The 24,981-nt window shown below is 62.8% G+C and carries 26 protein-coding genes; 14 read left to right on the forward strand and 12 right to left on the reverse strand.

Annotation, left to right across the window (positions count from 1 at the left end; all coding sequences use genetic code 11):
- Positions 1–3: 3 nt before the first annotated feature.
- From GYB81_RS02130 to minC, 4 genes are all read right to left on the reverse strand, one after another.
- Positions 4–639 (reverse strand): RluA family pseudouridine synthase, encoded by a 636-nt coding sequence (locus GYB81_RS02130; protein WP_161864569.1) that lies wholly within the window; start codon positions 637–639, stop codon positions 4–6.
- A gap of 149 nt (positions 640–788) precedes the next feature.
- Entirely contained in the window at positions 789–1,043 is a 255-nt protein-coding gene (minE, locus tag GYB81_RS02135) for a cell division topological specificity factor MinE (protein ID WP_013714405.1), read from the reverse strand.
- The gene (minD, locus tag GYB81_RS02140; protein WP_161864568.1) at positions 1,040–1,855 is read right to left on the reverse strand and encodes a septum site-determining protein MinD; all 816 of its coding nucleotides are present in this window, start codon (positions 1,853–1,855) and stop codon (positions 1,040–1,042) included. The genes minE and minD overlap by 4 nt, the downstream gene beginning before the upstream one ends.
- A 101-nt stretch (positions 1,856–1,956) precedes the next feature.
- A complete protein-coding gene (gene minC / locus GYB81_RS02145; RefSeq protein ID WP_161864567.1) occupies positions 1,957–2,685 on the reverse strand; it encodes a septum site-determining protein MinC in 729 nt (242 codons plus the stop codon).
- A gap of 219 nt (positions 2,686–2,904) precedes the next feature.
- On the opposite strand from minC, the gene GYB81_RS02150 reads away from it, so the two are divergent.
- Together GYB81_RS02150 and GYB81_RS02155 are read left to right on the forward strand one after the other, a co-directional pair.
- The gene (locus tag GYB81_RS02150; RefSeq protein ID WP_161864566.1) at positions 2,905–3,837 is read left to right on the forward strand and encodes a lipid A biosynthesis lauroyl acyltransferase; all 933 of its coding nucleotides are present in this window, start codon (positions 2,905–2,907) and stop codon (positions 3,835–3,837) included.
- Positions 3,838–3,872: 35 nt separating this feature from the next.
- The gene (locus GYB81_RS02155; protein ID WP_161864565.1) at positions 3,873–5,054 is read left to right on the forward strand and encodes a patatin-like phospholipase family protein; all 1,182 of its coding nucleotides are present in this window, start codon (positions 3,873–3,875) and stop codon (positions 5,052–5,054) included.
- Positions 5,055–5,060: 6 nt separating this feature from the next.
- Here GYB81_RS02155 and GYB81_RS02160 read toward each other — a convergent pair whose 3' ends face one another.
- From GYB81_RS02160 to GYB81_RS02175, 4 genes are all read right to left on the reverse strand, one after another.
- On the reverse strand, positions 5,061–5,915 hold the full coding sequence (locus GYB81_RS02160) for a pirin family protein (protein ID WP_161864564.1): 855 nt from the start codon (positions 5,913–5,915) through the stop codon (positions 5,061–5,063).
- A gap of 108 nt (positions 5,916–6,023) precedes the next feature.
- A complete protein-coding gene (locus tag GYB81_RS02165; protein WP_161864563.1) occupies positions 6,024–6,794 on the reverse strand; it encodes an MlaA family lipoprotein in 771 nt (256 codons plus the stop codon).
- Complete coding sequence (locus GYB81_RS02170) at positions 6,787–8,085, reverse strand: serine/threonine protein kinase (RefSeq protein WP_161864562.1); 1,299 nt, start codon at positions 8,083–8,085, stop codon at positions 6,787–6,789. The genes GYB81_RS02165 and GYB81_RS02170 overlap by 8 nt, the downstream gene beginning before the upstream one ends.
- 158 nt (positions 8,086–8,243) lie before the next feature.
- The gene (locus GYB81_RS02175; RefSeq protein WP_024307236.1) at positions 8,244–8,468 is read right to left on the reverse strand and encodes a DUF2061 domain-containing protein; all 225 of its coding nucleotides are present in this window, start codon (positions 8,466–8,468) and stop codon (positions 8,244–8,246) included.
- Positions 8,469–8,623: 155 nt separating this feature from the next.
- On the opposite strand from GYB81_RS02175, the gene GYB81_RS02180 reads away from it, so the two are divergent.
- The 6 genes from GYB81_RS02180 (at position 8,624) to GYB81_RS02205 (ending at position 13,472) form a co-directional block, all read left to right on the forward strand.
- Positions 8,624–8,998, forward strand: a complete 375-nt coding sequence (locus GYB81_RS02180; protein ID WP_161864561.1) for a DUF2784 domain-containing protein — start codon at positions 8,624–8,626, stop codon at positions 8,996–8,998.
- 97 nt (positions 8,999–9,095) lie between these two features.
- Positions 9,096–9,908 (forward strand): SDR family oxidoreductase, encoded by an 813-nt coding sequence (locus GYB81_RS02185; RefSeq protein WP_161864560.1) that lies wholly within the window; start codon positions 9,096–9,098, stop codon positions 9,906–9,908.
- 100 nt (positions 9,909–10,008) lie between these two features.
- On the forward strand, positions 10,009–11,172 hold the full coding sequence (locus tag GYB81_RS02190; RefSeq protein WP_161864559.1) for an MFS transporter: 1,164 nt from the start codon (positions 10,009–10,011) through the stop codon (positions 11,170–11,172).
- A 74-nt stretch (positions 11,173–11,246) separates the two neighbouring features.
- Entirely contained in the window at positions 11,247–11,675 is a 429-nt protein-coding gene (locus GYB81_RS02195; RefSeq protein ID WP_161864558.1) for a hypothetical protein, read from the forward strand.
- Between the two features lie 9 nt (positions 11,676–11,684).
- A complete protein-coding gene (locus tag GYB81_RS02200; RefSeq protein ID WP_161864557.1) occupies positions 11,685–12,017 on the forward strand; it encodes a YnfA family protein in 333 nt (110 codons plus the stop codon).
- 156 nt (positions 12,018–12,173) lie between these two features.
- Positions 12,174–13,472: an OprO/OprP family phosphate-selective porin gene (locus tag GYB81_RS02205; protein ID WP_161864556.1), complete on the forward strand. Its 1,299-nt coding sequence runs from the start codon at positions 12,174–12,176 to the stop codon at positions 13,470–13,472.
- Positions 13,473–13,625: 153 nt separating this feature from the next.
- Here GYB81_RS02205 and GYB81_RS02210 read toward each other — a convergent pair whose 3' ends face one another.
- Positions 13,626–14,231, reverse strand: coding sequence for an inorganic diphosphatase (locus GYB81_RS02210; RefSeq protein WP_161864555.1), 606 nt, complete (start codon positions 14,229–14,231; stop codon positions 13,626–13,628).
- Positions 14,232–14,326: 95 nt separating this feature from the next.
- Here GYB81_RS02210 and GYB81_RS02215 point away from each other — a divergent pair, with 95 nt between their 5' ends.
- The 3 genes from GYB81_RS02215 (at position 14,327) to GYB81_RS02225 (ending at position 17,730) form a co-directional block, all read left to right on the forward strand.
- Complete coding sequence (locus GYB81_RS02215; RefSeq protein WP_161864554.1) at positions 14,327–15,460, forward strand: GNAT family N-acetyltransferase; 1,134 nt, start codon at positions 14,327–14,329, stop codon at positions 15,458–15,460.
- Positions 15,461–15,930: 470 nt separating this feature from the next.
- Complete coding sequence (gene putP / locus GYB81_RS02220) at positions 15,931–17,415, forward strand: sodium/proline symporter PutP (protein WP_161864553.1); 1,485 nt, start codon at positions 15,931–15,933, stop codon at positions 17,413–17,415.
- A gap of 102 nt (positions 17,416–17,517) precedes the next feature.
- Positions 17,518–17,730, forward strand: a complete 213-nt coding sequence (locus tag GYB81_RS02225; protein WP_161864552.1) for a VF530 family protein — start codon at positions 17,518–17,520, stop codon at positions 17,728–17,730.
- Between the two features lie 9 nt (positions 17,731–17,739).
- Here GYB81_RS02225 and GYB81_RS02230 read toward each other — a convergent pair whose 3' ends face one another.
- Positions 17,740–18,621 carry an alpha/beta hydrolase gene (locus GYB81_RS02230; RefSeq protein WP_161864551.1) on the reverse strand — a complete coding sequence of 294 codons (882 nt, stop codon included), beginning with the start codon at positions 18,619–18,621 and terminating at the stop codon, positions 17,740–17,742.
- A gap of 95 nt (positions 18,622–18,716) precedes the next feature.
- Complete coding sequence (locus tag GYB81_RS02235) at positions 18,717–21,815, reverse strand: transglycosylase domain-containing protein (RefSeq protein ID WP_161864550.1); 3,099 nt, start codon at positions 21,813–21,815, stop codon at positions 18,717–18,719.
- Between the two features lie 221 nt (positions 21,816–22,036).
- Between GYB81_RS02235 and GYB81_RS02240 the strand changes: the two genes are divergently transcribed.
- From GYB81_RS02240 to GYB81_RS02250, 3 genes are read left to right on the forward strand one after another with little or no spacing between them, the layout of a single operon-like run.
- Complete coding sequence (locus GYB81_RS02240; RefSeq protein ID WP_161864549.1) at positions 22,037–22,717, forward strand: class I SAM-dependent methyltransferase; 681 nt, start codon at positions 22,037–22,039, stop codon at positions 22,715–22,717.
- 2 nt (positions 22,718–22,719) lie between these two features.
- Positions 22,720–23,154 (forward strand): VOC family protein, encoded by a 435-nt coding sequence (locus GYB81_RS02245; protein ID WP_161897708.1) that lies wholly within the window; start codon positions 22,720–22,722, stop codon positions 23,152–23,154.
- On the forward strand, positions 23,141–23,962 hold the full coding sequence (locus GYB81_RS02250) for an aldo/keto reductase (protein WP_161864547.1): 822 nt from the start codon (positions 23,141–23,143) through the stop codon (positions 23,960–23,962). Before GYB81_RS02245 ends, GYB81_RS02250 begins: the two co-directional genes overlap by 14 nt.
- A 45-nt stretch (positions 23,963–24,007) precedes the next feature.
- Here GYB81_RS02250 and GYB81_RS02255 read toward each other — a convergent pair whose 3' ends face one another.
- Positions 24,008–24,964 carry a hypothetical protein gene (locus GYB81_RS02255; protein ID WP_161897709.1) on the reverse strand — a complete coding sequence of 319 codons (957 nt, stop codon included), beginning with the start codon at positions 24,962–24,964 and terminating at the stop codon, positions 24,008–24,010.
- Positions 24,965–24,981: the final 17 nt, after the last annotated feature.

Raw genomic sequence — 24,981 nt, forward strand, 5'->3', positions numbered from 1 at the left:
GGCTCAAAACGGCGCCGGGCACTCGAAGCGCATGCGTTCGCCTGTTTGCGGGTGGGTGAGGGCGAGCATGCTGGCGTGCAGGCACAAGCGCTCATGGGCGGCCAGCGCCTGCTTGTGGGCGTAGAGACGGTCGCCCAGCAGCGGGTGGCCGATGGACAGCATATGCACGCGCAACTGGTGCGAACGGCCGGTGATGGGGGTGAGCTCGACCCGGCACCAGTCGCCGCAGCGTTCGATGATGCGCCAGTGGGTCAGGGCGTGTTTGCCCAGTTCGTGATCGACCACGTGGCGCGGCTTGGTCGGCGGGTCGTAGCGCAGCGGTAGGTCGATGCTGCCGCTGTCTGCCTCGGGCTGGCCCCAGCACAGCGCGGTGTAGGCCTTCTCGGTCTCACGGTCGTGGAACTGGCGGGACAGCTCGCGGTGGCTGTCGGCATCGCGGGCCAGGACAATGATGCCGGAGGTTTCCCAGTCCAGCCGATGCACGATGCGCGCCTCGGGGTAGCCGTTTTCCTGCAGGCGGGTGACCAGGCAGTCCTTGTTGTCATCGGCGCGGCCAGGCACCGAGAGCAGCAGGGTGGGCTTGTTGATCACCAGCAGGGCGACGTCCTGGTGGAGAATTTCGATCTGGCTTAGCGGCATGGGGCGTTCGCAACGGTCTGGTAGGAGCGAGCTCTGCTCGCGAAAAATGCAGGTTACCGATATTCGCGAGCAGAGCTCGCTCCTACAGGCTATCGGTGACTACAAACGAACACGGCGGCCGAAGCCGCCGTGCGTGTGGCCAGAATCGATCAGCGATCCGGCAGGGTAATGTTCAGCTCCAGGATCGAGCAGCTGCCCTGGTTCTCCAGCGCGACCTGAACCTGATCCGATTCGATGGCCACGTACTTGCGGATCACTTCCACCAGCTCCTGCTGCAGGGCAGGCAGGTAGTCCGGCTGGCTGCGCTGGCCACGTTCGTGGGCAACGATGATCTGCAGGCGCTCTTTGGCGATGGATGCGGTGGTTTCCTTCTTGCGCGAACGCAAGAAGTCAAAAATATTCATTCTCGACCTCCAAATAGGCGCTGCAGGAAGCCCTGCTTCTTCACATCCAGGAAGCGATGCGGCACGTCCTTGCCGAGCAGACGGTCGACTGCGTCGCTATAGGCCTGGCCGGCGTCGCTCTGGTCATCGAGGATGACCGGGATGCCCTGGTTGGACGCCTTGAGCACGGCCTGGGATTCGGGGATCACGCCGAGCAGGCGGATGGCGAGGATTTCCTCGACGTCTTCGACGCCGAGCATCTCGCCCTTGGTAACGCGCTCGGGGTTGTAGCGGGTCAGCAGCAGGTGCTCCTTGATCGGCTCCTCGCCTTTCTCGGCGCGGCGCGATTTGCTCGCCAGCAGGCCGAGCATGCGGTCGGAGTCACGTACCGAGGACACTTCCGGGTTGGTCACGACGATGGCTTCGTCGGCGAAGTACATCGCCAGGTGAGCACCTTTTTCGATACCGGCTGGCGAGTCGCAGACCACGTATTCGAAATTCTGCGACAGCTCGTTGATGACCTTCTCGACGCCTTCGAGGGTCAGCGCGTCCTTGTCACGGGTCTGGCTGGCGGCCAGCACGTAGAGGTTTTCGAGACGCTTGTCCTTGATCAGGGCCTGGGTCAGGGTGGCTTCGCCATTGACCACGTTGACGAAGTCGTACACCACGCGGCGTTCGCAGCCCATGATCAGGTCGAGGTTACGCAGGCCGACGTCGAAGTCGACGATGACGGTCTTGTGTCCGCGCAAGGCGAGGCCGGTACCGATGGCAGCGCTGGTGGTGGTTTTACCGACGCCACCCTTGCCGGAAGTGACTACGAGGATCTTGGCCAAGGTGATTCACCCCAAAAAATGAATAAAACGCGGGAATCCGTCAGCCATTCGAGGCTTCCAGATGCCTTTTTTGTGTCCGTAAAAAGTGGCCGCAGTATCCGTTAAAGGCGGGTGATGTTCAACACGTCACCCGACAGGCTGACGTGCACCGCATCGCCCCAGAGCGGGTCGCGGCGCAGGTCTTCGGCGACCTTGTAATGGCCGGCGATCGACAACATTTCGGCGCCCATTTGCTGACAGAAAATCCGTGCCTTGGTGTTGCCCTTGATCCCGGCCAGGGCGCGGCCACGCATGGGCGCGTAAACATGGATGTTGCCATCGGCGAGAAGTTCCGCCCCGGCACTGACCGGTGCCAGCACGATCAGATCGCCGCCCTGGGCGTAGACCTGTTGGCCGCCGCGTACCGGGGTGGTGACGATACGGCTGGGTTTGTGCTCGGGTTCGGCCGGCTTTTCCTCGACCTTCTTCGGCGCCGGGTCGATGGGGCGCTCGCGAGCGCCGGAGGGTGGCAGTACCGGCAGATCCATGGCTTCGGCGGCGGCGATGTCGCCCTCGCGCGAGGCGCGAATGGCCAGCGTGCGCAGACCGTGGCGGCGGCAGACCGCCATCAGCTCGGCCAGGTCCAGTTCGCCTTCGCCTTCCGGCAGTTTGTCCAGGGCCAGTACCAGCGGCGTATTGCTGAAAAAGGCGGGGGCCTGGGCAACTTTTTCCGTCAGTTGCGCGTCGAGGCGTTCCAGGTCGTTGTGCGCCAGTTCCATCACGGTGATGGCGAGCATGCTGCCCTTGAGCTGGAACACGGGATCTTGGGCGAGGAGGTCGGCTTGGCTCATGGTGATGCGATGGGCCTTCTGGCGAGTCGAAAGATGCCCGGACTTATAACGACATAGCCCGCATGCCGCAAGCCGCCTGAGCAGACGCGGCCGACCGGAGGCGATGCAGCGGTCGGCACGGGTTGGCCGTCGCGACCTGCACCGCGCGCAGTGAAGCCGCCGAGTGGCCGGGAAAACTGCGTTAGAATGCGCGGCTTTGTATGTGATCGGAAACGCCTCATGGATCGCCCCCGCTTTCGCGCCTATTTCCTTCATCCGCGCTTCTGGCCGCTGTGGCTGGGGTTCGGGCTGCTGTGGCTGGTGGTGCAGCTGCCTTATAGCCTGCAATTGAAGTTGGGGAGGGCGCTGGGCTGGCTGATGTATCGCAGCGCGAGCTCGCGCCGGCAGATTGCCGCACGCAATCTGGAGCTGTGCTTCCCCGGCAAGAGCGTTGCCGAGCGCGAGCGTCTGCTCAAGGAGAACTTCGCTTCCACCGGCATCGCCTTCTTCGAGATGGCCATGAGCTGGTGGTGGCCCAAGGCGCGCCTGGCAAAGCTGGCGCATGTCGAAGGCCTCGAACATCTGCAGCAGGCGCAGGCCGAAGGGCAGGGCGTGATCCTCATGGCGGTGCACTTCACCACCCTGGAGATCGGCGCGGCGCTGCTCGGTCAGTTGCACACCATCGACGGCATGTACCGCGAGCACGACAACCCGTTGTTCGACTACATCCAGCGACGTGGCCGCGAGCGCCACAACCTCGACGCCACCGCCATCGAGCGTGAGGACATTCGCGCCATGCTCAAGGTGCTGCGTGCCGGTCGCGCCATCTGGTACGCGCCGGACCAGGACTATGGCCGCAAGCAGAGCATCTTCGTGCCCTTGTTCGGCATCCAGGCGGCGACGGTCACCGCCACCACCAAGTTCGCTCGTCTGGGCAAGGCGCGCGTGGTGCCTTTCACCCAGCAGCGTCTGGCCGACGGCAACGGTTATCGTCTGGTGATCCATGCGCCGCTCGAAGGCTTCCCCGGCGAGAGCGAAGAAGCCGATTGCCTGCGCATCAACCAGTGGATCGAGCGGGTCGTCAGCGCCTGCCCGGAGCAGTACCTGTGGGCGCATCGGCGTTTCAAGACGCGTCCCGAGGGGGAGCCGAAGCTGTACGGTAAGCGCAAGTAGCGCATCTATACTGCAACGAAAAACAGGACCATTCGATGACAGTGATTGCCCGCCCCGATGCGCCCGTTACCGGGCTGATCCTCTCTGGTGGCGGGGCACGGGCGGCCTATCAGGTCGGTGTGCTGGCGGCCATCGCCGATCTGTTGCCGGACACCTCGCACAATCCCTTTCCGGTGATAGTCGGCACCTCGGCCGGGGCGATCAATGCCGTTGGCCTGGCCTGTGGCGCGCTGCAGTTCGGCGAGGCGGTGCGGCGCCTGACCTCGGTCTGGCAGGGTTTTCACACGCACATGGTGTACCGCAGCGACTGGCCGGGCGTGCTGCGTCAGGCGGCGCGTTTCATCGGGCACAGTTTGCTCGGCCTGGGCCGTGACGTTCCGGTGGCCCTGCTCGACAGCTCGCCGTTGCGCGAGCTGCTGGAGCGCGAGCTGGATTTTTCCGGCATCGCGGCGGCGGTCCGACATCGTCAACTACGGGCTGTCGCGGTGACGGCCTTCGGCTACGAAAGCGGGCAGGCCGTGACCTTCTACCAGGGCCGCGCCACCATCGATCCCTGGTTTCGTCATCGCCGTGTGGGCGTGCCGACACGTCTGCAGCTTCACCATCTGCTCGCCAGCGCCTCGATTCCGCTGATCTTCCCGCCGGTGAAGATCAACCGCGAATACTTCGGTGACGGCGCGGTGCGCCAGGCGGCGCCGATCAGCCCGGCGCTGCATCTGGGCGCCAGCCGCGTGCTGGTGATAGGCGTGAGCGGCAATGCCCAGCTCGAAGCCAATGCCGCGCTGCCGCGCGTGGCGAGTACGCGGCCGCCGAGTCTGGCGCAGATCGGCGGACACATGCTCAACAGCACTTTTATCGACAATCTGGAAACGGATATCGAACTGCTCGAGCGCCTCAATCAGATGAGTGCGCTGGTGCCACCGGATCGCCGTCCGCGTGGCCTGGGGCTCAATCCGGTGGAGGTGCTGGTGATCGCGCCGAGCCAGCCGCTGGATCAGATCGCCGCCCGCCATCAGCGTGAGTTGCCCAGGGCGCTGCGTCTGTTCCTGCGTGGTCCGGGAGCGACCAAGGCCGGTGGTGCCGGCGTGCTCAGCTATCTGCTGTTCGAGCCCGGTTACTGCAGCGAGCTGATCGAGCTGGGGTATCAGGATGCGATGACGCGCAAGGCCGACCTCTGTCGTTTTCTCGGCTTGACCGAGGTCGTCCAGCACGCCTGATTCAGCTCAGGCCAGTACGCCATCGCGAAAATCACGCAGGGCCTGCTCGATTTCCTCGCGACTGTTCATCACGAACGGCCCGTACTGCACGATGGGCTCGTTCAGCGGGGTACCGGCGATCAGCAGCGCTCGCGCGCCATGACTGCTGGCCAGGTGCAGTTCGCCTTGATCCGACAGTCGCACCAGGCGTCCGGCACTGACGGGTTGTGCACCGACCTCGGGCAGTTCGAGCAGGCCTTCGTAGACATAGAGCATGACCCGCTGACCGTCGGCCAGGCGCGGCGCCACCTGGCTGCCTGCCGGCAGATGCAGGTCGAACAGTTGCGGCTCGGTATGCGGGCGCTGCACGGCGCCGGCCTGACGAATTTGGCCATCGTCGAACTCGCCGGCGATCACCATCACCTCGACGCCGGACGCCGTATTGATGCGTGGAATGTCGGTGGCGGGGATATCGCGGTAACCCGCTTCGCCCAGCTTGTCCTTGGCCGGCAGGTTGAGCCAGAGCTGGAAGCCGCGCATGGCGCCGGACTCCTGCTCGGGCATCTCGCTGTGGATGATGCCGCGCGCGGCGGTCATCCACTGCACGCCGCCGCTGCCGAGCAGGCCGACATTGCCCAGATGATCCTCATGACGCATGCGCCCTTCGAGCATGTAGGTGATGGTCTCGAAGCCGCGATGCGGATGCGGCGGGAAGCCGGCGATGTAATCGTCGGGGTTGTCGGTGGAAAACTCGTCGAGCATCAGGAAAGGGTCGAAACGCTCCAGCCCTGGCCCGCCGATCACGCGGTTGAGGCGCACGCCGGCGCCGTCGGAGGCAGGTTGGCCAGGCTGAATGCTGATGACGCGGCGATGTGAAGTCATGACGGGCTCCTTGATAGCGAGGAATGACGCCATGCTAGACGCATCGAATCGATGTTTTGGTGGAAAATTCTCGCGCCATGCATCGAATTATTCGATGCATGGCGCATCTCAGTCGGCGATCCGCAGCTTGCGCGACTCCGTGTAGAAGTAGCGCAGTTTCTCGTACTCGAAGGGCGAGTTGAGTTGGCCGTAGCGAAAGCCCGTGTTGGCGCGGGTATCGATGATTCTCAGGGTGGTGATACCCGGGTTGCTGCGCCCGACCTCGGCTACGTCGAGGTAGTTGACGGCGTTCTCCAGGCTGAAGTCGGCCACCAGCCCGCCCGTGTCGCGCAGGTTCGATGGGCCGAGCAGCGGCAGCATCAGATAGGGGCCGGCAGGCACGCCGTAGTAGCCCAGTGTCTGGCCGAAGTCTTCGTTGAATCTTGGCAGGCCCATTTTCGTCGCCGGGTCCCAGATACCACCGACACCGAGAATGGTGTTGAACAGCAAGCGCGCCGTGGTGTTCATCGCCCGCTTGCCCTTGAGCTGCAGCACGCTGTTGGCCAGCGTGGGGATTTCACCAAGGTTGTTGAAAAAGTTGTGCACGCCGGTCTGCACCAGGTCGGGCGTGACATAGCGGTAGCCGTCGACCACCGGCAGGAACACCCACTGATCGAAACGGTAGTTGAAGTGGTAGACGCGGCGGTTCCACGACTCCAGCGGGTCATAGACCTGCAGGGCGTCGCTGGAGGCGCGCTCGAACTCCTGCTGATCCAGCCCCGGGTTGAACTGCAGGTTCTGCAGCGGGTTGGTGAAGCCGTCAGGGTCGACCTGGTTCTCGGCCAGTGCCTGCCCGCTGGTCAGCAGCAGGGCGATGATCAGAGTACTGTGCTTAACCACGGAAGAACTCCAGCATGGCGTCGGCATTGACGCGATAGTTGAGGTTGCCGCAGTGCCCGCCGCGCGGGTAGAGGGTCAGGCGGTCGCCAAAGGTGCGGCGCAGGAAGCCGATATCGCCCTGGCCGAGAATCAGGTCATCGGCGTTGTGCATCACCGCGACCTTGTCGCTGCCCCTGAGGTAGTCCTCCAGTGCATACAGGCTGCTCTTGTCGATCAGCTGGTTGAGGCTGCCGCCGTCATAGCGCGCGCGCCACATGGGCATCAGTTGCTCGGCGATGTAGCAATCGAAGTCGCAACGCAGAGCCATCTGGAAGAAGGGCGTGAGGCTGGTGCTCTCGGTGATCCGATAATCGCGCGGGGTGATCAGGCCGCGGCGGTTGAGCAGGTCCGAGGTGAAGACGATGTCGGCGGAGGAGAAGCGGAACGAGGTGCCGATGAGCATGGCCATCTGTTCGTCCGAGAGGCGCTCGGTGGATTGCTGGAAGTCGTAGAGCATCGCCTCGTTGATATCCAGATAGCCCTTGTCGTTGAAGTAACGCGTCAGCTTGCCCAGCACCAGGTCGTAGAAGTTGGTGCTGTTGTCGATGCCCTGCACCTTGGTCTGCACCAGCTTGTCCAGGTTGCTGACGGAGGTGTAGAGGTTGACCGGCGGGTTGAGCAGCAGTACGCGCTTGAAATCGAAGGCGCGGCGGGTCTCGTCGATCTGGCTGACGAAGGCGGCATGCAGCGCGCCGAGGCTGTAACCGGTGAGCAGGAATTCGCTGACTTCCAGCCTTGGATGCTGCGCCCGCACCGCCTGCATGACGCGGTACAGGTCGTCGGCATCATCCGGACTATAGCCAGGCGTGGCGAAGCGTGAGGCGGCAGCCATGAAGTCGTAGCTGGTCGGCGAGGACAGCTGCACGACATGGAAACCGGCGCCGTAGAACAGCTTCTTCAGGTATTCGTTGGTGCCGTTTGCGTAGTGCGCGCCTGTACCGGCGATGATGAAGATCAGCGGCGCACGGCCTTTCTGTTCGGCCAGGCGGTAGCGCAGCTTGGTCACTGGCCAGAAATTGTCCAGCAATTCGAATTCGCGGTCAGGACGCAGGCGTACCGAGTAGTCGCGCTGCCTGATATCGCCATCAGCCGGCAGCTCCGGGCGCAGCTCGGGCGGCGTGGTCGCGATGGTCGCCTCGAACGGGTTGGCCAGCGGATAGCCGTAGCTTTCGGCATCCACATCGGCGGCCCCCGCCGAGGCACAGAAGACCAGGCCGCCGAGCAAGGCGGCGAGACGGGCAAGGCTGGGCATGTGCTAAGTCCCTTTGAATCAGAGAGCGTCTGGATTGAACAGCTGGCTTATGACAGCAGCAAGAGGGGCAAAGTGCCAGACTATCCTGACTTATCGTGGGGAACTTGAGTAGCAGAGCTATGTGGCCAGGCGTATCGGCCGCGGCGCTGGCTGTTCAGTCAGGCCTGATGGTGCAGCCAGGCGTGCTTGGGTCGCTCCGGTGCAGGCTGACGATTACGTTCGAAACGCTGCCAGATCTTCTCGTGGAAGTAGAAACCCACCGAGTTGCACAGCGGCTCGATAGCCGCCACCAGGCTGCTGGCTGCAACGCTGCCGGTCAGCACGTAAGTGACACCGAAGGCAATGCAGAAGTGCATGATAGTGAAGGTCAGGGTCTTGAGCATGATGCACCTCGTTGAGAATCATTTCGTCTTGCGTGAAAGGCTAGTCCTGTTCGTTCGGCTCGGGAAATGTGGCGTTTGCATGGCTTCGATAGGCATGTCTAATTAACTTTATTTTCATATAAGCTTTTTTCTATGTTTGTTCGGGAAGGACATCAATGATTTGGCGCACGGCTGCCGATGCACTGGTGCTGGTACATCTGGGCTTCATTCTGTTTGTACTGTTCGGCGGCTTGCTGTTGCTGCGCTGGCCGCGGTTGCTCTGGCTGCACGTGCCGGCGGTGGCCTGGGGCATCGCGGTGGAATGTTTGCACCTGGGGTGCCCGCTGACACCCTGGGAAAATCAGTTGCGCCGCGCGGCGGGGCAGGCGGGCTACGAAGGCGGCTTCATCGAGCATTACCTGATACCGCTGATCTACCCGGCCGGGCTCACGCCGCAGATTCAACTCTGGCTGGGCGCCATCGTTGTGCTGGTCAATCTCACCGTCTATGCCTGGCTAATCTGGCGTTGGCGCGCTGTGGCACGGGCATGATTTGCCTTGCCTATTCATAAGCCTGATGAAGGCTCGGTCGCTTTATTTCCTTCGCTACACTGCCGCCAATGCAACCAAACACTGAAGGCAGGCTGCTATGCAAAACCGCATGATGATCACTGGCGCGGGCTCCGGCCTGGGACGCGAAATTGCCCTGCGTTGGGCGCGCGAAGGCTGGCGCCTGGCACTGGCCGATGTCAACGAAGCCGGCCTGGCAGAAACCCTGAAAATGGTGCGCGAGGCGGGTGGTGACGGGTTCACCCGGCGCTGCGACGTGCGCGACTACAGCCAGCTGACCGCCCTGGCGCAGGCCTGTGAAGAGCAGTTCGACGGTATCGATGTCATCGTCAACAATGCCGGCGTCGCCTCCGGTGGTTTTTTCAGCGAACTGTCGCTGGAGGACTGGGACTGGCAGATCTCGATCAATCTGATGGGGGTGGTCAAGGGCTGCAAGGCATTCCTGCCGCTGCTGGAAAAGAGCAAGGGCAAGATCGTCAATATCGCCTCCATGGCCGCGTTGATGCAGGGCCCGGGCATGAGCAACTACAACGTGGCCAAGGCCGGCGTAGTGGCCTTGTCGGAAAGCCTGCTGGGGGAGCTGCGCCAACTGGAGATCGGCGTGCATGTGGTCTGTCCGTCCTTCTTCCAGACCAACCTGCTGGATTCCTTCCGTGGTCCGACCCCGGCGATGAAGGCCCAGGTGGGCAAATTGCTGGAAAGCTCGCCGATCAGCGCGGCGGACATCGCCGACTATATCCATGATGAAATGGCCAAGGGCAGCTTCATGATCCTGCCGCACGAAATGGGCCGCATGGCCTGGGCGATCAAGCAGAAGAACCCGCAGGCGCTGTACGACGAGATGGCCAGCATGGCCGAGAAAATGCGCGGCAAGGCAAAATCCGCCAGCTGACCGATAGGTCAGTTATTCATGTCTGCAGGCTTGCCTGGCGTGGCCTGCAGGGGTAGGGTGGCCGCCCCGGCCTGCCTGCCGTCATGACCATGGAATATCTGTGAAACCAGTCCCTCGGGCCCTGCTACTAGTGGCCCTGGTGCTGGCGGCGATCAATTTGCGCCCCGGCATCACTTCCCTCGCGCCTTTGATCGAACGCATCGCTGCGGAGTTGTCCCTGAGCCGCAGTTTCATCAGCCTGACCACCGCCCTGCCGGTACTGTGCATGGGGCTGTTGGCGCCATTGGCGCCGCGCCTGGCCGTGCGCTGGGGGCTCGAACGCACCATCGTGCTCTGCCTCGGGCTGATCGGCCTGGCGCTGCTGGCGCGTCTGGCCGCGCATCAGAGTGCAGTGCTGATCGGTAGCGCCATTGCGCTGGGCGCCGCGATTGCCGTAGCCGGCCCTTTGCTGTCGGGCTTCATCAAACGCCATTTCGCCAGCCAGATGGGGCGCGTGGTCGGCTGGTACTCCCTGGGCATGGCCATCGGCGGTGCCGGCGGTGCGGTGCTCACGGCGCCGGCCACCGCACTGTTCGGCGATGCCTGGCACCTGGGCCTGGCGGTGTGGGCCGCGCCAGCGTTGCTCGGCGTGATGCTCTGGTTGTGGTTGCCCAATCAGGTGGGCGCTGCCGAGGCGCAGGAGCGCGCCGGCCTGCCCTGGCGGCAGCCACGCGCCTGGCTGATCAGTTGCTTCTTCGCCATTCAGGCGGGGCTGTTCTATGCCATCGCGACCTGGGCCGTGGCGCGCTACCACGAAGCCGGGCTGAGTGTGCTGCGCAGTAACTCGCTGCTCAGCCTGGCCATGCTGATGGGGCTGCCCAGCTCCTTCCTGCTGCCCTGGCTGGCGCAGCGCTACAACGCCCGTTACCCGCTGCTGCTGGCTTGCGGCGCGGTTACCTGCGGTTGTCTGGCGCTGGTCACCTTCATGCCGCGTTTCGTTCCGGAGCTCTGGGCGCTGATCCTGGGCTTTTCGCTGGGCGGCTCCTTCGCCCTGTCGCTGGTATTGCCGCTGTACGAAGCCGGCTCGCCGATGGCGGTCAGCCGCTGGACGGCGATGATGCTCTTCACCGGGTACTGCCTCGGCTGCCTGACGCCGATTCTGACCGGCCTGGCGCGCGACCTGTCCGGCAGCTATCGCCTGCCGTTCGCGGTACTGACAGGGTTGGCATTGCTAATGACGCTGGTGGCCTGGATGCTGGGGCGCAGCCGACGGCAGACGCGTTGAGGAATTCGCACCAGTTCCTTTCTTGCCCGGGTGTGCTGTGTTAGAAGGCTTTCTGCTTTTTCAGGAGTGCCGGTGTGGAATCCGAATCCATCGTCTATGGCTGCATTCGCGACTGGCCCTCGGATGATCCCGAGCTGCGTCGTCTGCGCCGTGAAACCAACCGTGGCGTATTGGCCGAATTGCCGTCGGGAGATCTCTGGCCCTTTCTTGGGCGCGAGATGTTCTCGTTCTGCGAGTTGCCGGGGGCGGGGCTTTACCAGACCCAGGTCATCCACTTCGGTGCCAGCTACGGCGCAGTGGAGTATGAATGGAACCTGTGGATCGAAGCATTCGAGGCGCTACTCAAGCGCCTTTACTGGGCCAGTGCCGTGGTTCATCTGGAAACCGAACTCAATGGCATGCATACCTTTCGCTGGGAATCCGATAACGGCTTTCACAGCCCGCAGGAAGGCGCGCTGCGTGTGCGCTGCGCCTGGGAGCGAGAGGGTGCCCTGCGTGTTTAGGCAGCCGTGATGCTCAGCTACCTGTGGTTTCTGCTGGCGGCGCTGTTCGAGATCGCTGGCTGTTACGCGTTCTGGATGTGGTTGCGGCTGGATCGCAGCGCCTGGTGGATAGCGCCTGGGCTGCTGAGTCTCGCGCTCTTCGCCCTGATCCTCACCCGGGTCGAGGCCTCCTTTGCCGGGCGCGCCTATGCCGCCTACGGTGGCGTATACATCGTCGCTTCGCTGGCCTGGCTGGCACTGATCGAAAAGACCCGACCGATGCTCAGCGACTGGCTGGGTGCTGCACTGTGCCTGGCAGGTGCAGCGGTCGTCCTGCTGGGGCCTCGGCTACATTCCTCCTGAATGGCTTATAAGCAGTAGAAGTAAAAAGTTCCGCTGTCATCAAATCTTTATATATCAGCAACTGCGCTGAAATAACCCCTCGCCAAGATTCCCCCAGCACGAACGAGCCCAGCTCGGGTGTTTTCAACACTAAAAGTCCAACAGGGGAATTTCTCGATGATCCGTAAGCACTTCGCCGGTTTCGTAGCCAGCGCCCTGGCTCTGGCCGTCTCCGCCCAGGCTTTCGCCGGTACCGTCACCACTGACGGCGCCGATATCGTGATCAAGACCAAAGGTGGTCTGGAAGTCGGTACTACTGACAAGCAGTTCGGTTTCAAAATCGGTGGCCGTCTGCAGGCGGATTACAGCACTTTCGACGGCATCTACACCGTCAACGGTGATAACGCCGACGCTGCCTACTTCCGCCGCGCCTTCCTGGAGCTGTCGGGCTATGTCTACAAGGATTGGGCTTACACCTTCAGCTACGATTTCTCTCACAACGCCGGCAGCTCCGATGATGGCTACTTCGACGAAGCTTCCATCGCCTATAACGGTTTCGCGCCGGTTTCCATCAAGGTAGGTCGCTTCGACCCCGAGTTTGGTTTGGAAAAAGCTACCAGCTCCAAGTGGGTTACCGCTCAGGAGCGTACCGCTGCCTATGATCTGGTCGATTGGGCCAACGCCCACCAGAACGGCCTGGGCATCCAGGTTTCCGGCACCGCGGGTGATTCCCTGTACGGCTCCTTTGGCTTGAGCGCCAAGGACCAGAACGACGTCGACGGTGAGAACACCAAGCAGTTCAACGTACGTGGCGTTTTCGCTCCGATGCACGAAGCCGGCAATGTCCTGCACCTGGGCGTGAACTATGCCCGACGTGATCTTTCCGATACCGCTTTCGACGGTCGTATCCGCAGCCGTCTGGGCATGCGTGGCGTGAGCACCGCTGGTGGTAACGATGCCGGTACCAACGGTAACCGCCTGGTTCTGGGGGGCATCAACGTCTCGCCGGCTGGTTCCTACGATAACGACAGCGCCTTCGGTGTCGAGGCCGCGTTCGCTATGGGTCCGTTCTCGGTTCAGGGCGAATACATCAAGCGCGACATGGAAGCTGATAGCGCTGCCTTCGACGATATCAAAGGTAAGGGTTACTACGCTCAAGTGGCTTACACCCTGACCGGTGAAGCGCGTGGCTACAAACTCGGCAAGTTCGACAGCATCAAGCCCAACAACAAGCAAGTTGGTGCCTGGGAGCTGTTCTACCGCTATGACAATCTGTCGGTAGACGACGACAACGGTGCTCGCGCCGCTATCAGCGACATCGAAGCCAAGGTTCACAACCTGGGTGTCAACTGGTACGTCAACGACGCCGTCAAGATCAGCGGTGTCTACGTCAAGGCCAAGGTCGACAACTCCACCAACGCCAATGGCGACGACGACGGCGACGGCATGGTATTCCGTGCTCAGTACGCGTTCTAAGTTATACCTGATAGCTCCTTTTGAACCCCGCCTTGTGCGGGGTTTTTTTCTGCCTGATGGCTGTGCCCGGAAGTCTGAAGGGGCTGCCCCGTTTCGCTGGATATGCTGTTGATCAGGAGGCCCCGGTGGTTCGGGGCCTGAAGCGAGTAACAGTCAAGGCTGCTTCTGGAAACGCTGCATGGCCTCTTCAATCAGCTTGCGGGCCTCGGCGGCGTTGCCATAACCCCCCAACTCGACCTTTTTGCGGCCTTCCGGGAGTTGCTTGTAGACGCGGAAGAATGCCTCGATACGTTGGCGCTCGATCAGCGGCAGATCCTCGACATCGCGAATCTTGTCGTAGGTCGGGTCGACATCGCTGCTGGGGACGCCGATGATCTTTTCATCCGCCTCGCCACTGTCGATCATTCTCAGCACTGCGACAGGGCGGAACTTGATCAGAACCCCCGGGTGCAGCGCTTCGCGGGTAAGTACCAGCGCATCGAGCGGGTCATTGTCGCCACCCAAGGTGCGTGGCAGCGAACCGTAGTTGGCAGGGTAGGCTACCGGCATCGACTGGAAGCGGTCGACGAAGACCAAGCCCTCCTCGTTTATCTCGTATTTGGTGATACTGCCGGCGGGAATTTCCACCGCCATGTGTACTTCGTTCGGCGCGTCCTTGGGCTGTGCGGCATGGAAGGGATGGACGATGCCCGGGGCGGCGAACGAGCAGGGGGCCGCGAGGCCGATAGCGATGCCGAGGGCGAGCAGGGATTTACGCATGATGACTCCGTTGGGTTGATGGTTGATAAACCGGCAGTCATCTTGCTGAGGCCGTGTTAGAGATATATTGCAGTCTGGCTTCTGGGATTCAGTTCATGCCCGTCACCATCATCGACTCGCTTCATTCATTGCAGGCAGACGTCTGGGACGCTCTGCTGGTGCAGGCGCAACCATTCTTGCGTCATGCCTTTCTCAGCGCACTGGAAGACAGCGGCAGCGTCGGCGACCGCACTGGCTGGCTGCCTTCGCACCGACTCTGGTGCGATGAGCAGGGACAGGTGCAGGCGGCATTGCCGGCTTATGTGAAGCAGCACTCCTACGGAGAATACGTATTCGATCACGCTTGGGCCGATGCCTGCCGCCGCGCGGGTATTGCCTATTACCCCAAGCTGCTGGGCGCCGTGCCGTTCTCTCCGGTGAGTGGGGCACGTTTGCTTGGTGATGCCGCGGCGGCTGCCAAGCTGCTCGACACGCTGGCAGCTGAATTGAGCGGGGAGGGCCTGTCCAGCCTGCATATCAATTTCACCAGTCCGGCCTGCGATGCCGTGATGGCGCAGCGGCAGGGCTGGTTGGAGCGCCTTGGTTGTCAGTTTCACTGGCACAACCGCGGTTATCGGGACTTTCAGGATTTTCTCGATGCGCTCAGCTCACGCAAACGCAAGCAGATGCGCAAGGAACGAGAACAGGTCGCGGGGCAGGGCATCGAATTCTCCTGGCACCCTGGCCACGAGTTGAGCGAGGTGGACTGGGATTTCGTCTACCACTGCTACGCCAATACCTACCATGTGCGCGGCCAGGCGCCCTACCTGACGCGGGAGTTCTTCAGCCTGCTGGCCGAGCGCATGCCGGAAATGATCCGCGTGGTATTCGCCCGGCAGCATGGGCGGCCGCTGGCCATGGCCTTCAGCCTGGTCGATGGCGATACCTTTTACGGTCGCTACTGGGGCTGCCTGGCCGAGTTCGACCGCCTGCATTTCGAAACCTGCTTCTATCAGGGTATGGAATTGGCCATCGCCGAAGGTCTTGGACGCTTCGACGCCGGGGCCCAGGGTGAGCACAAACTGATCCGCGGTTTCGAGCCGGTGATTACTCGTTCATGGCATTATCTCTGCCACCCGGGGCTGCATGCCGCGGTCGTCGAGTTTCTCGAGCAGGAGCGCTCTGGCGTGCGAGGCTATGCTGAGCAGGCGCGCAGCTATCTGCCTTTTCGCCAGTCTGGCGAAGCCTGATCGAACGATCAGATTACCGACCGCGAGCCGAAACGGTTGTTTGCCGGAAGTTCCCTGTGTCGGAGATTTCTGTAAAAACTCCAGAGCTTTCAGCAAGAAGCCCGTTCACCTCTGCCACTAAATTCCGCCCTTCACTTTCGTTACGACCTTTTTGTCTGCGCCGATTGCTCAGGCCAGCGTTGCTGGGCTGGACCGATCACCGCGGTTCCTGCAATGGAAGTAGGGTGGTAACGCGATTCGGTGGCCGCAGGCGCAAGCCAGGGAGGTCAGGGAAGGTGCTCACGCACATGCCGATGCGATGACGAAGTGGTGAAGGTTTCATTGCACCGGTATCTGTCCCTGATCGTGCTCGCCAGGCATCGGCGTGACGAGAAAGAGAAACCGGAGCCCCGCATCCGCAAACACGGGTGCACTTTGCCAAGCTGGGCACGGTGCCCGAGAACAACAAACGAGAGGGGAGCCCCCCAAAAATGACAGCTAGTACTCCAATGCTCGTCACCTTCGTGGTGTACATCGCAGCCATGGTGCTGATCGGCTTGATCGCCTATCTGCGCACCAAGAACCTTTCCGACTACATTCTCGGTGGCCGTAGCCTCGGTAGCTTCGTTACCGCGCTGTCCGCCGGTGCTTCCGACATGAGTGGCTGGCTGCTGATGGGCCTGCCGGGCGCAATCTTCGTCGCCGGCATCTCCGAAAGCTGGATTGCCATCGGTCTGGTGGCTGGTGCCTACCTCAACTGGTTGTTCGTCGCCGGCCGCCTGCGCGTGCAGACCGAGCACAATGGCAACGCCCTGACCCTGCCTGACTACTTCACCAATCGCTTCGAAGACAACAGCCGCATCCTGCGCATCTTCTCGGCCTTGGTGATCCTGGTGTTCTTCACCATCTACTGCGCGTCCGGCGTGGTGGCCGGTGCCCGTCTGTTCGAGAGCACCTTCGGCATGTCCTATGAGACCGCGCTGTGGGCCGGCGCCGCTGCGACCATCGCCTATACCTTCATCGGTGGCTTCCTGGCTGTGAGCTGGACCGACACCGTGCAGGCCACGTTGATGATCTTCGCGCTGATTCTGACTCCGGTCGTGGTGATGACCGCCACCGGCGGTTTCGATCCGGCCATGGCTGCCATCGAAGCGGTCGATGCCACCAACTTCGATATGCTCAAGGGCGCTACCTTCATCGGCGTGATCTCGCTGATGGCGTGGGGCCTGGGTTATTTCGGCCAGCCGCACATTCTGGCGCGCTTCATGGCTGCCGATTCGGTCAAGTCGATCCCGGCGGCTCGCCGCATCTCCATGACCTGGATGATTCTGACCCTGGCCGGCGCGGTGGCCGTGGGCTTCTTCGGCATCGCCTACTTTTCGGCTCATCCGGAAGTCGCCGGCCCGGTCGGCGAGAACCCGGAGCGTGTGTTCATCGAACTGGCCAAGCTGCTGTTCAACCCCTGGATCGCCGGTATTCTGCTGTCGGCCATCCTGGCCGCGGTGATGAGCACCCTGAGCTGCCAACTGCTGGTGTGCTCCAGTGCGCTGACCGAGGACTTCTACAAGGCCTTCCTGCGCAAGGGTGCTTCGCAGACCGAGCTGGTCTGGGTCGGCCGCGCCATGGTGCTGCTGGTCGCACTCATCGCCATCGCCCTGGCGGCCAATCCGGACAATCGCGTACTTGGCCTGGTGTCTTACGCCTGGGCCGGTTTCGGCGCCGCTTTCGGTCCGGTGGTCATCCTGTCCCTGCTGTGGAAGGGGATGACCCGCAACGGCGCGCTGGCCGGCATGCTGGTTGGTGCGGCCACCGTGATCGTATGGAAGAACTGGATCGGTCTGGGCCTGTACGAGATCATTCCTGGCTTCATCCTCGCCACCCTGGCCATCGTGATCTTCAGCCGTATCGGTCAGGCACCCAGCCAGTCGATGCTCAATCGTTTCGACAAGGCCGAGAGCGAATACAAGTCGGTGTAACCCTGTCGGCTTGACCAAAAAAGGCGGTGACTGCTCGGCAGTCATCGCCTTTTTTTCGTTTACGGCTCTAAGATATGCTCACCTTTTTCGACGGATGCATACATGACCAGCAATGACCCGCTTCACGGCCTGACCCTGCAGGCGATACTTACCGCTCTGGTCGAACGCATCGGTTGGGAGGGACTGGCCCGTCAGGTCGATGTGGGCTGTTTCAAGCATGAGCCGAGCATCAAGTCGAGCCTGACCTTTCTGCGCAAGACCCCTTGGGCGCGGGCCAAGGTCGAGCAACTCTACCTGCAGCAATTCAAGTCCTGATCGCGCGGATCAGTTGATCTCCAGCCCCAGTGCCTGCAAGGCCTGCCGGTAGCTGTTGCCGGCCATGCGCAGGCCGTTGTTATGGTTGGCGCCGTCGATCAGCAGCAGCTGCTTGGGTTCGCTGGCCGCCTCGAACAGTGCTTCGCTGAAGCGTGAGGGCACATAGCGGTCGTCACGCCCATGAGCGATCAATACCGGAATCCCGACCTCGCCGATCTTGCTCAGCGAATCGAACTCCTGCGACAACAGCCAGCGTACCGGCAGCGAGGTGTTGGTCACCGCCGCGGCCACATCGCCCAGATTGGTGAAGCTGGATTCGACGATCAGGCCTGCTGCCTGTGCTCGATCTTCGTCAGCCAGTTCGTGCGCCAGGTTGACCGCCACCGCGCCGCCGAGCGAATGACCGTAGATGAAGCGTTTGTCGGCTTCGGGCTGCAGACGAGCCAGATGCTCCCAGGCAATCAGCGCATCCTGATAGACGCTGCGCTCGGAGGGCAGGGTCCCACGGCTCTGGCCAAAGCCGCGGTAGTCCACCGCCAGGACCGAAAAGCCCATGGCGTGCAACTGTTCGATGCGAAACAGCTGGCCGGTCAGATTCCAGCGTGAACCATGCAGATAGAGCAGTGCCGGGGCGTCCTGGCGTGCCGCCGGCCACCACCAGGCATGCAGGCTTTCATCGGCGCTCAGCTCCGGCGATTGCAGTTGCACGTCCTCGATGCCGGTGGGCAGGCCACTGAACCAGCGGGCGGTGCCGGGCTCGATGCGGAACACCAGTTCGCGCTCGGTCTGCTCCAGCTTGGCGCAGCCGATCGGCAGCAATACCGCCAGGCATACCAGGAACAGCAGGCTCAGGCGACGACGGCGTAGCAGGGCGAACCAGGAGGAGCGCATCGGCAGTACTCATGAACGACAATTAATGATGCTGCCATGGACTGCATATCCGATGCAGGGTTTCCCCAGGCGCTGGCCGCTGTGGTTACCGGGTATTACCGCCTGCTGATCTGCACCGGACTGAGCGCTGTATCGCAGAGCGTGGCGCTACCCGGTTCGAGATAGGGCGCCAGTATCGGCGCCATGCCCTTGAGCACCTGTACCGGCAATGCCGAGGTGAAGGTGAAACGCTCGGCATCACGCCCCGGCACGAATGCGGTGAGGGTGCCGTAGTGCCGCGGGCCGAGGAAGAATACGAATGTGGCCGTGCGGTTCATCGCCCTGGAGCTGATCACCCGCCCCCCCGCGCCCACGCTTTCGATGCGGTTGTCACCGGTACCGGTCTTGCCGCCGAGCGTCAGGCTTTGGCCGTCCTGCAGCTGGAAGGTACCTTGCAGGCGCCGGGCGGTGCCGCCTTCGACGACCTGGGAAAGGGCATTGCGCAGCGCCGCGGCGACCTCGGACTGCATCACCCGTTTGCCCCCATGAATATCGCGCTCGACCCGTGTTTCGTAAGGCGTGCCGGCGGCGAAATGCAGTTCGTCGATGCGCAGTACCGGCTGCCGGATGCCGTCGTTCTGGATGATGCCCATCAGTTCGGCCAGCGCTGCCGGCCGGTCACCGGAGCTGCCCAGCGCGGTAGCCAATGAGGGAACCAGATGCTGGAAGGGATAGCCGAGGTTCTTCCAGCGGCGGTGGATGTCGGAGAAGGCCTCGACCTCCAGCATGATGCGGATGCGGCTGTCACGAGCGCTCTTGTGTCGGCTACGGAACAGCCAGCCGTAGACTTCCTGGCGTTCGTCGATGCTGGCGGCCACGGCGTCGCTGAAACTCGCCTGCGGGTTGTCGATCAGGTAACCCAGCAGCCACAGCTCCAGCGGATGCACGCGTGCGATATAGCCCTGATCCGGCAGGCTGTAGGCGCCGGGGCCGTAATTCTTGTACAGGCGGGCGATCCGCTTGTCGGTGAGCTTTTCCTGCGGCAGTTGCGCCCGCAGGAACGCGGCGAAGGTGGCCTCGTCGGCCTGCGGCAGCAGGTAGCGGTGCACGGCGCCCAGGCGTACCGGCGTCTGACGCAGGCCGCTGATGAAGGTCTCCAGACGCTGCTGCTCTGCCTGACCCTGATACTTGCGCCAGAAACGCAGCAGGAAGGTGCGCCCCTCGCGGTCAGCGAAGCGCTGCAGGTACTCCTGGCGGCGCGGGTCCTTGTCGTCCTTGAGCAGTTCGGCGCTGCTTTGGTAGGTGCTGTAGCGCACCAGGTCGCGCATCAGGCGGACGAAGGGCAGATTGATCGATTCGCGCAACGACTCGCGCAGGGTCGGGTTGCGGCCGTTGTCCTCGCGACGGAAGTTGCCGAAGGTGTGCAATCCGCCGCCGGTGAAGAAACGCTCATTCGGGCTGGCGGAGTAGCGCCGCTCCAGTGCGTCTTCCAGCATGCTGGCCAGGTCGGCTTCGGGGTTGGCTTGCAGGTAGCCCACGGCCCAGCGGCTGAGGTAGTCCTGCTCGGCGATGTCCACCTGGCGCAGCTCGGCCGGGCTTTTGCCGGCATGGCGCTGATGCAACTCGGCGATGATTTCCAGATAGGTGGCCAGCACCCGCAGTTTGGCGGTGGAACCGAGCTCCAGCTTGCTGCCCTCGTTGATGTCGAAAGGCTGGTCGGTGCTGTCGGTCTGTACGCGCACCCGGCTGCCGGTCGGGGTGCGCTCGAACAGGGTGAAGCTGTAGCGCACCTCCGCGGTTTTCTCGGGCGATAGCAGGCGCTCGCCGAACAGACCGATCTTGCCGGCGAAGTCCGGATCGGCCAGGTTCTGCAGATAAGTGCTGGTCTGTTGCTGCAGGTCGCGCTGCAGCGTGCTGCGTGCGGAGAGGTCGAGACGATCCAGGTCGTAAAGTGGCATGCCCAGCAGATTGGACAGGCGTGAGCGTGCCACGCTGATGCCTTTGTCGCTCTCCACCGCGCGCAGGTTGGGTTCCTGCTGCCAGTCGCGGTATTGCAGTTTCTGCGCGAGAGCCGCATCGCGCAGGTCGGCATCGATCAGGCCTCCGCTGGCGAGCAGGCGGATATGGCTTTCGGTCAGGGCCTCCATGTCGTGCCGCCCTTGCGCGAGGTAATAGGAGGGACGGCGCTGGGCGATCATCAATGACAACATCTGTCGCAGTGCCAGGCCGCGCTCGGCGAGGCTGGCATCCGGCGAACGGCGTGGATCGAGCAGGGCATTGCTGCGCTCGAAGTCCGCGCCATACCAGATGCGCAGACCGTCGGCCAGACCGTGAACCTCGCCATGGCCGGGTGCGGCGGACAGCGGCACGCTGTTGAGGTAGTCGCGCACGATGCGCTGGCGTGCTTCTAGCGTCTGTGGCCCTTGCTGGTAGGCGCGGACACTGGCGGAGATCATCTGCCGCAGCTTTTCTCCGGCAGACAGGGTCAGCCCGTCAGGAGAGTGGCGGTATTTCTCCAGCTGAGTAGCGAGGGTGCTGCCGCCAGCGGACTGATCCTGCACGTCGAGCATCTTGCCAAGTTGCGACAGCGCTGCCATGGCGAAGCGTGGCCAGTCCACGGCCGGGTTGGCCAAAGGTTGCGACGGGTCGAGCAGATGCCGGTTCTCGATGAACAGCAGGCTGTTGACCACCAGTGGCGGGATGCTGGCAAAGTCGGCGTAGCCTTGCTGAGGGTAGCGAAACTCGTAGAAGGGTGTTCCACGGCAGTCGCTGATGCTCAGACCGCTCTGGCTCTTCTCGGTAAAGGGTGGAAACAGCCCGCGGCGGCTGTAGGCCATCAGCTCGTCGGAGAAGCGCGACTGCTCGGTAATCTGGTAATCGCGTTGCTGCAGGCGCTCCAGCATCAGCGGCAGGTAGGCGTAGCCCTGGCGCTTGTCGAAGGGCCCGTCGGTCGGGTAGATGATTCGTTCGCTGGGGCCGGGTTCGACCTGGTAGGTGAGGCTCGCGGCATAGCGGCTCAGTTCGCGCGACTGAAAATGTGCGCTGCGCGATTCGAACACCGCCAGCGCGGTGGCAGCCAGTACCAGCGATACCAGCAGCAGATACAGGGTAAGGCGCCAGTGACGGCCTGCCGAAGCCGGCTTTCGCTGAGCCCTGGCATCGACCGAGGCGGCCAGCTCACGCTGCTGCGTATTCACTTGCCATGATGCGCCCATAAATCACCGGCCTGGTCTGTCAGCATCATATAAGCCGCGAGATTGCCTCTTGCCGGATGCTGACCCTCGGTCGGCCGGGCTGCGGTCGTCTCGTCTGTCTCATTACCAGCTTAGACGCTGGCGCGGTGTCTGGCTGGCGGTTTTTGCGGGTTGTACCGGGTTTACCTCGATTGAGGTCAGGCCTGCTAGACTCGCGGGATGCATCGATACAGGTGATCAGCATGCAGCGCGACCATCGTGAACAGCTTCAGCAAAGCTGGCAGGCCAACGCCGACGCCTGGGCTGCCGCTGTGCGCGAACAGCGCATCGAAAGCCGGCGGTTGGTCACCGATGCCGCCATCCTTCAGGCCGTACTGGCGCTGCAACCCAAGCGCGTGCTGGATATCGGTTGTGGTGAGGGCTGGCTGTGCCGTGGTCTGGCCGAACATGGCATAGAGCCGGTCGGGGTGGATGCCTCCGCACCCCTGATCGAAGCGGCTCGAGCAGCGTGCGATGGGCGTAGCCAGTATCGCGTCTGTGGCTATGCCGAGCTGGAAGAGCACGCCGAGCAACTTGGGCGTTTCGAGGTGCTGGTGTGCAATTTCGCGCTACTCGAAGAGCCGCTGCAGCCGGTTTTGCGTAGCTTGCACACCTTGCTGGCGCCTGGTGGCAGTCTGCTGATCCAGACCCTCCACCCCTGGCGCGCCAGCCACGGCGAGCCCTATCAGGACGGTTGGCGGGTCGAGGATTTCGTCGGTTTCGGCGAGGGCTTTCAGGCGCCGATGCCGTGGTTCTTCCGTACCCTGCAATCCTGGCTCACGCTGATAGGTGAAACCGGCTGGCGGCTCGAATGGCTGCAGGAACCGCTGCATCCCGAGAGCGTTCAACCGGTTTCCCTTCTACTGCTGCTCAAACCGGTCTGACCATGCAGCTGCTGCTCAACCTCGACGTTCCCGATCTTCCGGCTGCGGTGACCTTTTATCAGCAGGCATTTGGGCTGACAGTCGGGCGTGAGCTGTTCGACGGTACGGTCGTCGAGATGCTCGGTGCAGCCGTACCGCTCTATCTGCTGCACAAAGCAGCCGCCACCCGTCCTTGTCCACAGGCAGACCTGCAGCGTCACTACGGCCGGCACTGGATGCCGCTGCACCTGGACCTGGTGGTCGCTGATCTGGATCTGGCGCTGGCTCGGGCGCTCGGTGCGGGGGCGCAGCAGGAAGGTGAAATCCGTGAATATGACTGGGGGCGCCTGGTCACGCTGAGTGATCCCTTTGGCCACGGGCTGTGTCTGGTGCAGTGGCGTGGCGAGGGATATGACCTGGTCGCAACCCATGGGAGAGCTATCGATGCGCAGAATTGAATTGGCCGGTAGAGAGGTACCGGTGATCGGCCAGGGAACCTGGCGCATGGGCGAGGACGGTCGCCAGCGCTCACGAGAGGTCGCGGCGCTACGTGAGGGCCTGGACCTGGGGCTGAGCCTGATCGACACCGCCGAGATGTATGGTGAGGGCGGGGCAGAGCAGGTGGTGGGCGAGGCCATCGCCGGGCGCCGGGACGAGGTGTTTCTGGTCAGCAAGGTGTATCCGCACAACGCCAGTCTGGACGGGGTCCAGGCGGCCTGTGAGCGCAGCCTCAAGCGCATGGGTTGCGAGCGTATCGACCTGTACCTGTTGCACTGGCGCGGCCGCTACCCGCTGGCGGAGACCGTCGAAGGCTTCGAGCGACTGCGCGAGCAAGGCAAGATCGCCGCCTGGGGCGTCTCCAACTTCGATCTGGACGATCTGCTGGAACTGGACCAGCCGGCATGCCAGACCAATCAGGTGCTGTACAACCTGGAGGCACGAGGCATCGAGTATGACCTGCTACCCTGGCAGCAGCGCGCCGGCATGCCGCTGATGGCCTACTGCCCACTGAGCCAGGCGGGGGCCTTGCTGCATGAGCCGGCGCTGCGGCAGGTGGCTGAGCGGCATGGGGCTACGCCAGCGCAGATCGCGCTGGCCTGGACGCTCAGGCAGGACGGCGTGATTGCCATTCCCAAAGCCGTAAGCAGTACGCATTTGCGCGACAACGCTGCAGCGGCTGCCATCGCGTTGAATGTGGATGATCTGGCCCTGCTGGATGAGGCCTTTGCGCCGCCACGTGGCAAGCGACCGCTGGAGATGGTCTGAAAGGGCGTGACTGACCGCGTACAGTGACAGGGTCGTGGTGCTTAATCAGTTGGCCGGATCGGCGGCCAGGCGTCCGGCGTCCTTGAGCAGCGCCTTGAGAAAGGCGTCCTGCAATTCGGGATCGTTGCGCGTCAACTCGATCAGGCTCTGCTCCAACTCGCTGGCTTCCTCTTCCAGGCCGAGGTCGGACAGGCGCTTGACCCGGTGCACCCACTGCGCCACGTCGTCCCCTTCGAGGTCGTCGAAGATCAGGTCATGCGCCTCACGCAGCTTGCCGCGAAGGGTGTGGCTGACCATCAGAGTCGTTTCGGCGCGGGCAACGTCATCGCCAAGGCGATCCTCCACGCTCAGCTGCAGCATGTTCAGACGAGTGATGTCCTGCTCGGTGAAAGGGCTGTCCAGCAGATTGAGGCGCAGGACCCCGGTGCTGTCGGTGAGCATCTCGAACTGCTGATCGCCCGCCCTGACCTGAACCGGGCGTTCGGCCCAGGGCAGGTTGGTATATTCCATGCGGCGATCGCGCTGTACCTCGTCGATGCTGGCCAGATTCTGCTCGGCACGACCATTGGACTCGACGTTCATGAACGGGTTGAGGCCGGCCATGCCGTAGCTGATCCAGTCGCGGGTCGTGGTTTCCGGCAAGCTGCCGAGCAGCACGACGTTGAGGATGTTGGCGCCGACACCGGCTACTACCGCGACCGCCCCCATCGGCACTTCATAGATCTCGCGCCAGGCCTGATAGGGGGTATAGCGGTCGTAACGGCGAGTCACCTCGAACGCTGTGACTTCGAAGCTCTTCTGGTCATGCACACGCACCCGGCGTTGTGGCAGCTCCAACACCTTGGGTTCGCCGGCATCGATCTGCAGCTGGTGATCCAGCAGTTTGCGTTCGACGCGCTCCTCATGCTCGCTACGTTGCGGCAGCTGGTTGGCGCAGCCGCTGAGGAAGAGGGCGCCGCACAGGGCGGCGCCGATGAGGCGAAGGTTGCTGCTCGTGTACATGATGTCTCGGTAGGGCG

Origin of the sequence: Pseudomonas yangonensis, from assembly GCF_009932725.1 — a bacterium.
Lineage (GTDB): Bacteria > Pseudomonadota > Gammaproteobacteria > Pseudomonadales > Pseudomonadaceae > Aquipseudomonas > Aquipseudomonas yangonensis.

Coding starts and splice junctions, on each gene's coding strand:
- GYB81_RS02130 (WP_161864569.1), bottom strand. CDS start 639: ATGCCGCTAAGCCAGATCGAAATTCTCCACCAGGACGTCGCCCTGCTG.
- minE (WP_013714405.1), bottom strand. CDS start 1,043: ATGAATATTTTTGACTTCTTGCGTTCGCGCAAGAAGGAAACCACCGCA.
- minC (WP_161864567.1), bottom strand. CDS start 2,685: ATGAGCCAAGCCGACCTCCTCGCCCAAGATCCCGTGTTCCAGCTCAAG.
- GYB81_RS02150 (WP_161864566.1), top strand. CDS start 2,905: ATGGATCGCCCCCGCTTTCGCGCCTATTTCCTTCATCCGCGCTTCTGG.
- GYB81_RS02155 (WP_161864565.1), top strand. CDS start 3,873: ATGACAGTGATTGCCCGCCCCGATGCGCCCGTTACCGGGCTGATCCTC.
- GYB81_RS02160 (WP_161864564.1), bottom strand. CDS start 5,915: ATGACTTCACATCGCCGCGTCATCAGCATTCAGCCTGGCCAACCTGCC.
- GYB81_RS02170 (WP_161864562.1), bottom strand. CDS start 8,085: ATGCCCAGCCTTGCCCGTCTCGCCGCCTTGCTCGGCGGCCTGGTCTTC.
- GYB81_RS02175 (WP_024307236.1), bottom strand. CDS start 8,468: ATGCTCAAGACCCTGACCTTCACTATCATGCACTTCTGCATTGCCTTC.
- GYB81_RS02180 (WP_161864561.1), top strand. CDS start 8,624: ATGATTTGGCGCACGGCTGCCGATGCACTGGTGCTGGTACATCTGGGC.
- GYB81_RS02185 (WP_161864560.1), top strand. CDS start 9,096: ATGCAAAACCGCATGATGATCACTGGCGCGGGCTCCGGCCTGGGACGC.
- GYB81_RS02200 (WP_161864557.1), top strand. CDS start 11,685: ATGCTCAGCTACCTGTGGTTTCTGCTGGCGGCGCTGTTCGAGATCGCT.
- GYB81_RS02205 (WP_161864556.1), top strand. CDS start 12,174: ATGATCCGTAAGCACTTCGCCGGTTTCGTAGCCAGCGCCCTGGCTCTG.
- GYB81_RS02210 (WP_161864555.1), bottom strand. CDS start 14,231: ATGCGTAAATCCCTGCTCGCCCTCGGCATCGCTATCGGCCTCGCGGCC.
- GYB81_RS02215 (WP_161864554.1), top strand. CDS start 14,327: ATGCCCGTCACCATCATCGACTCGCTTCATTCATTGCAGGCAGACGTC.
- putP (WP_161864553.1), top strand. CDS start 15,931: ATGACAGCTAGTACTCCAATGCTCGTCACCTTCGTGGTGTACATCGCA.
- GYB81_RS02225 (WP_161864552.1), top strand. CDS start 17,518: ATGACCAGCAATGACCCGCTTCACGGCCTGACCCTGCAGGCGATACTT.
- GYB81_RS02230 (WP_161864551.1), bottom strand. CDS start 18,621: ATGCGCTCCTCCTGGTTCGCCCTGCTACGCCGTCGTCGCCTGAGCCTG.
- GYB81_RS02235 (WP_161864550.1), bottom strand. CDS start 21,815: ATGGGCGCATCATGGCAAGTGAATACGCAGCAGCGTGAGCTGGCCGCC.
- GYB81_RS02240 (WP_161864549.1), top strand. CDS start 22,037: ATGCAGCGCGACCATCGTGAACAGCTTCAGCAAAGCTGGCAGGCCAAC.
- GYB81_RS02245 (WP_161897708.1), top strand. CDS start 22,720: ATGCAGCTGCTGCTCAACCTCGACGTTCCCGATCTTCCGGCTGCGGTG.
- GYB81_RS02250 (WP_161864547.1), top strand. CDS start 23,141: ATGCGCAGAATTGAATTGGCCGGTAGAGAGGTACCGGTGATCGGCCAG.
- GYB81_RS02255 (WP_161897709.1), bottom strand. CDS start 24,964: ATGTACACGAGCAGCAACCTTCGCCTCATCGGCGCCGCCCTGTGCGGC.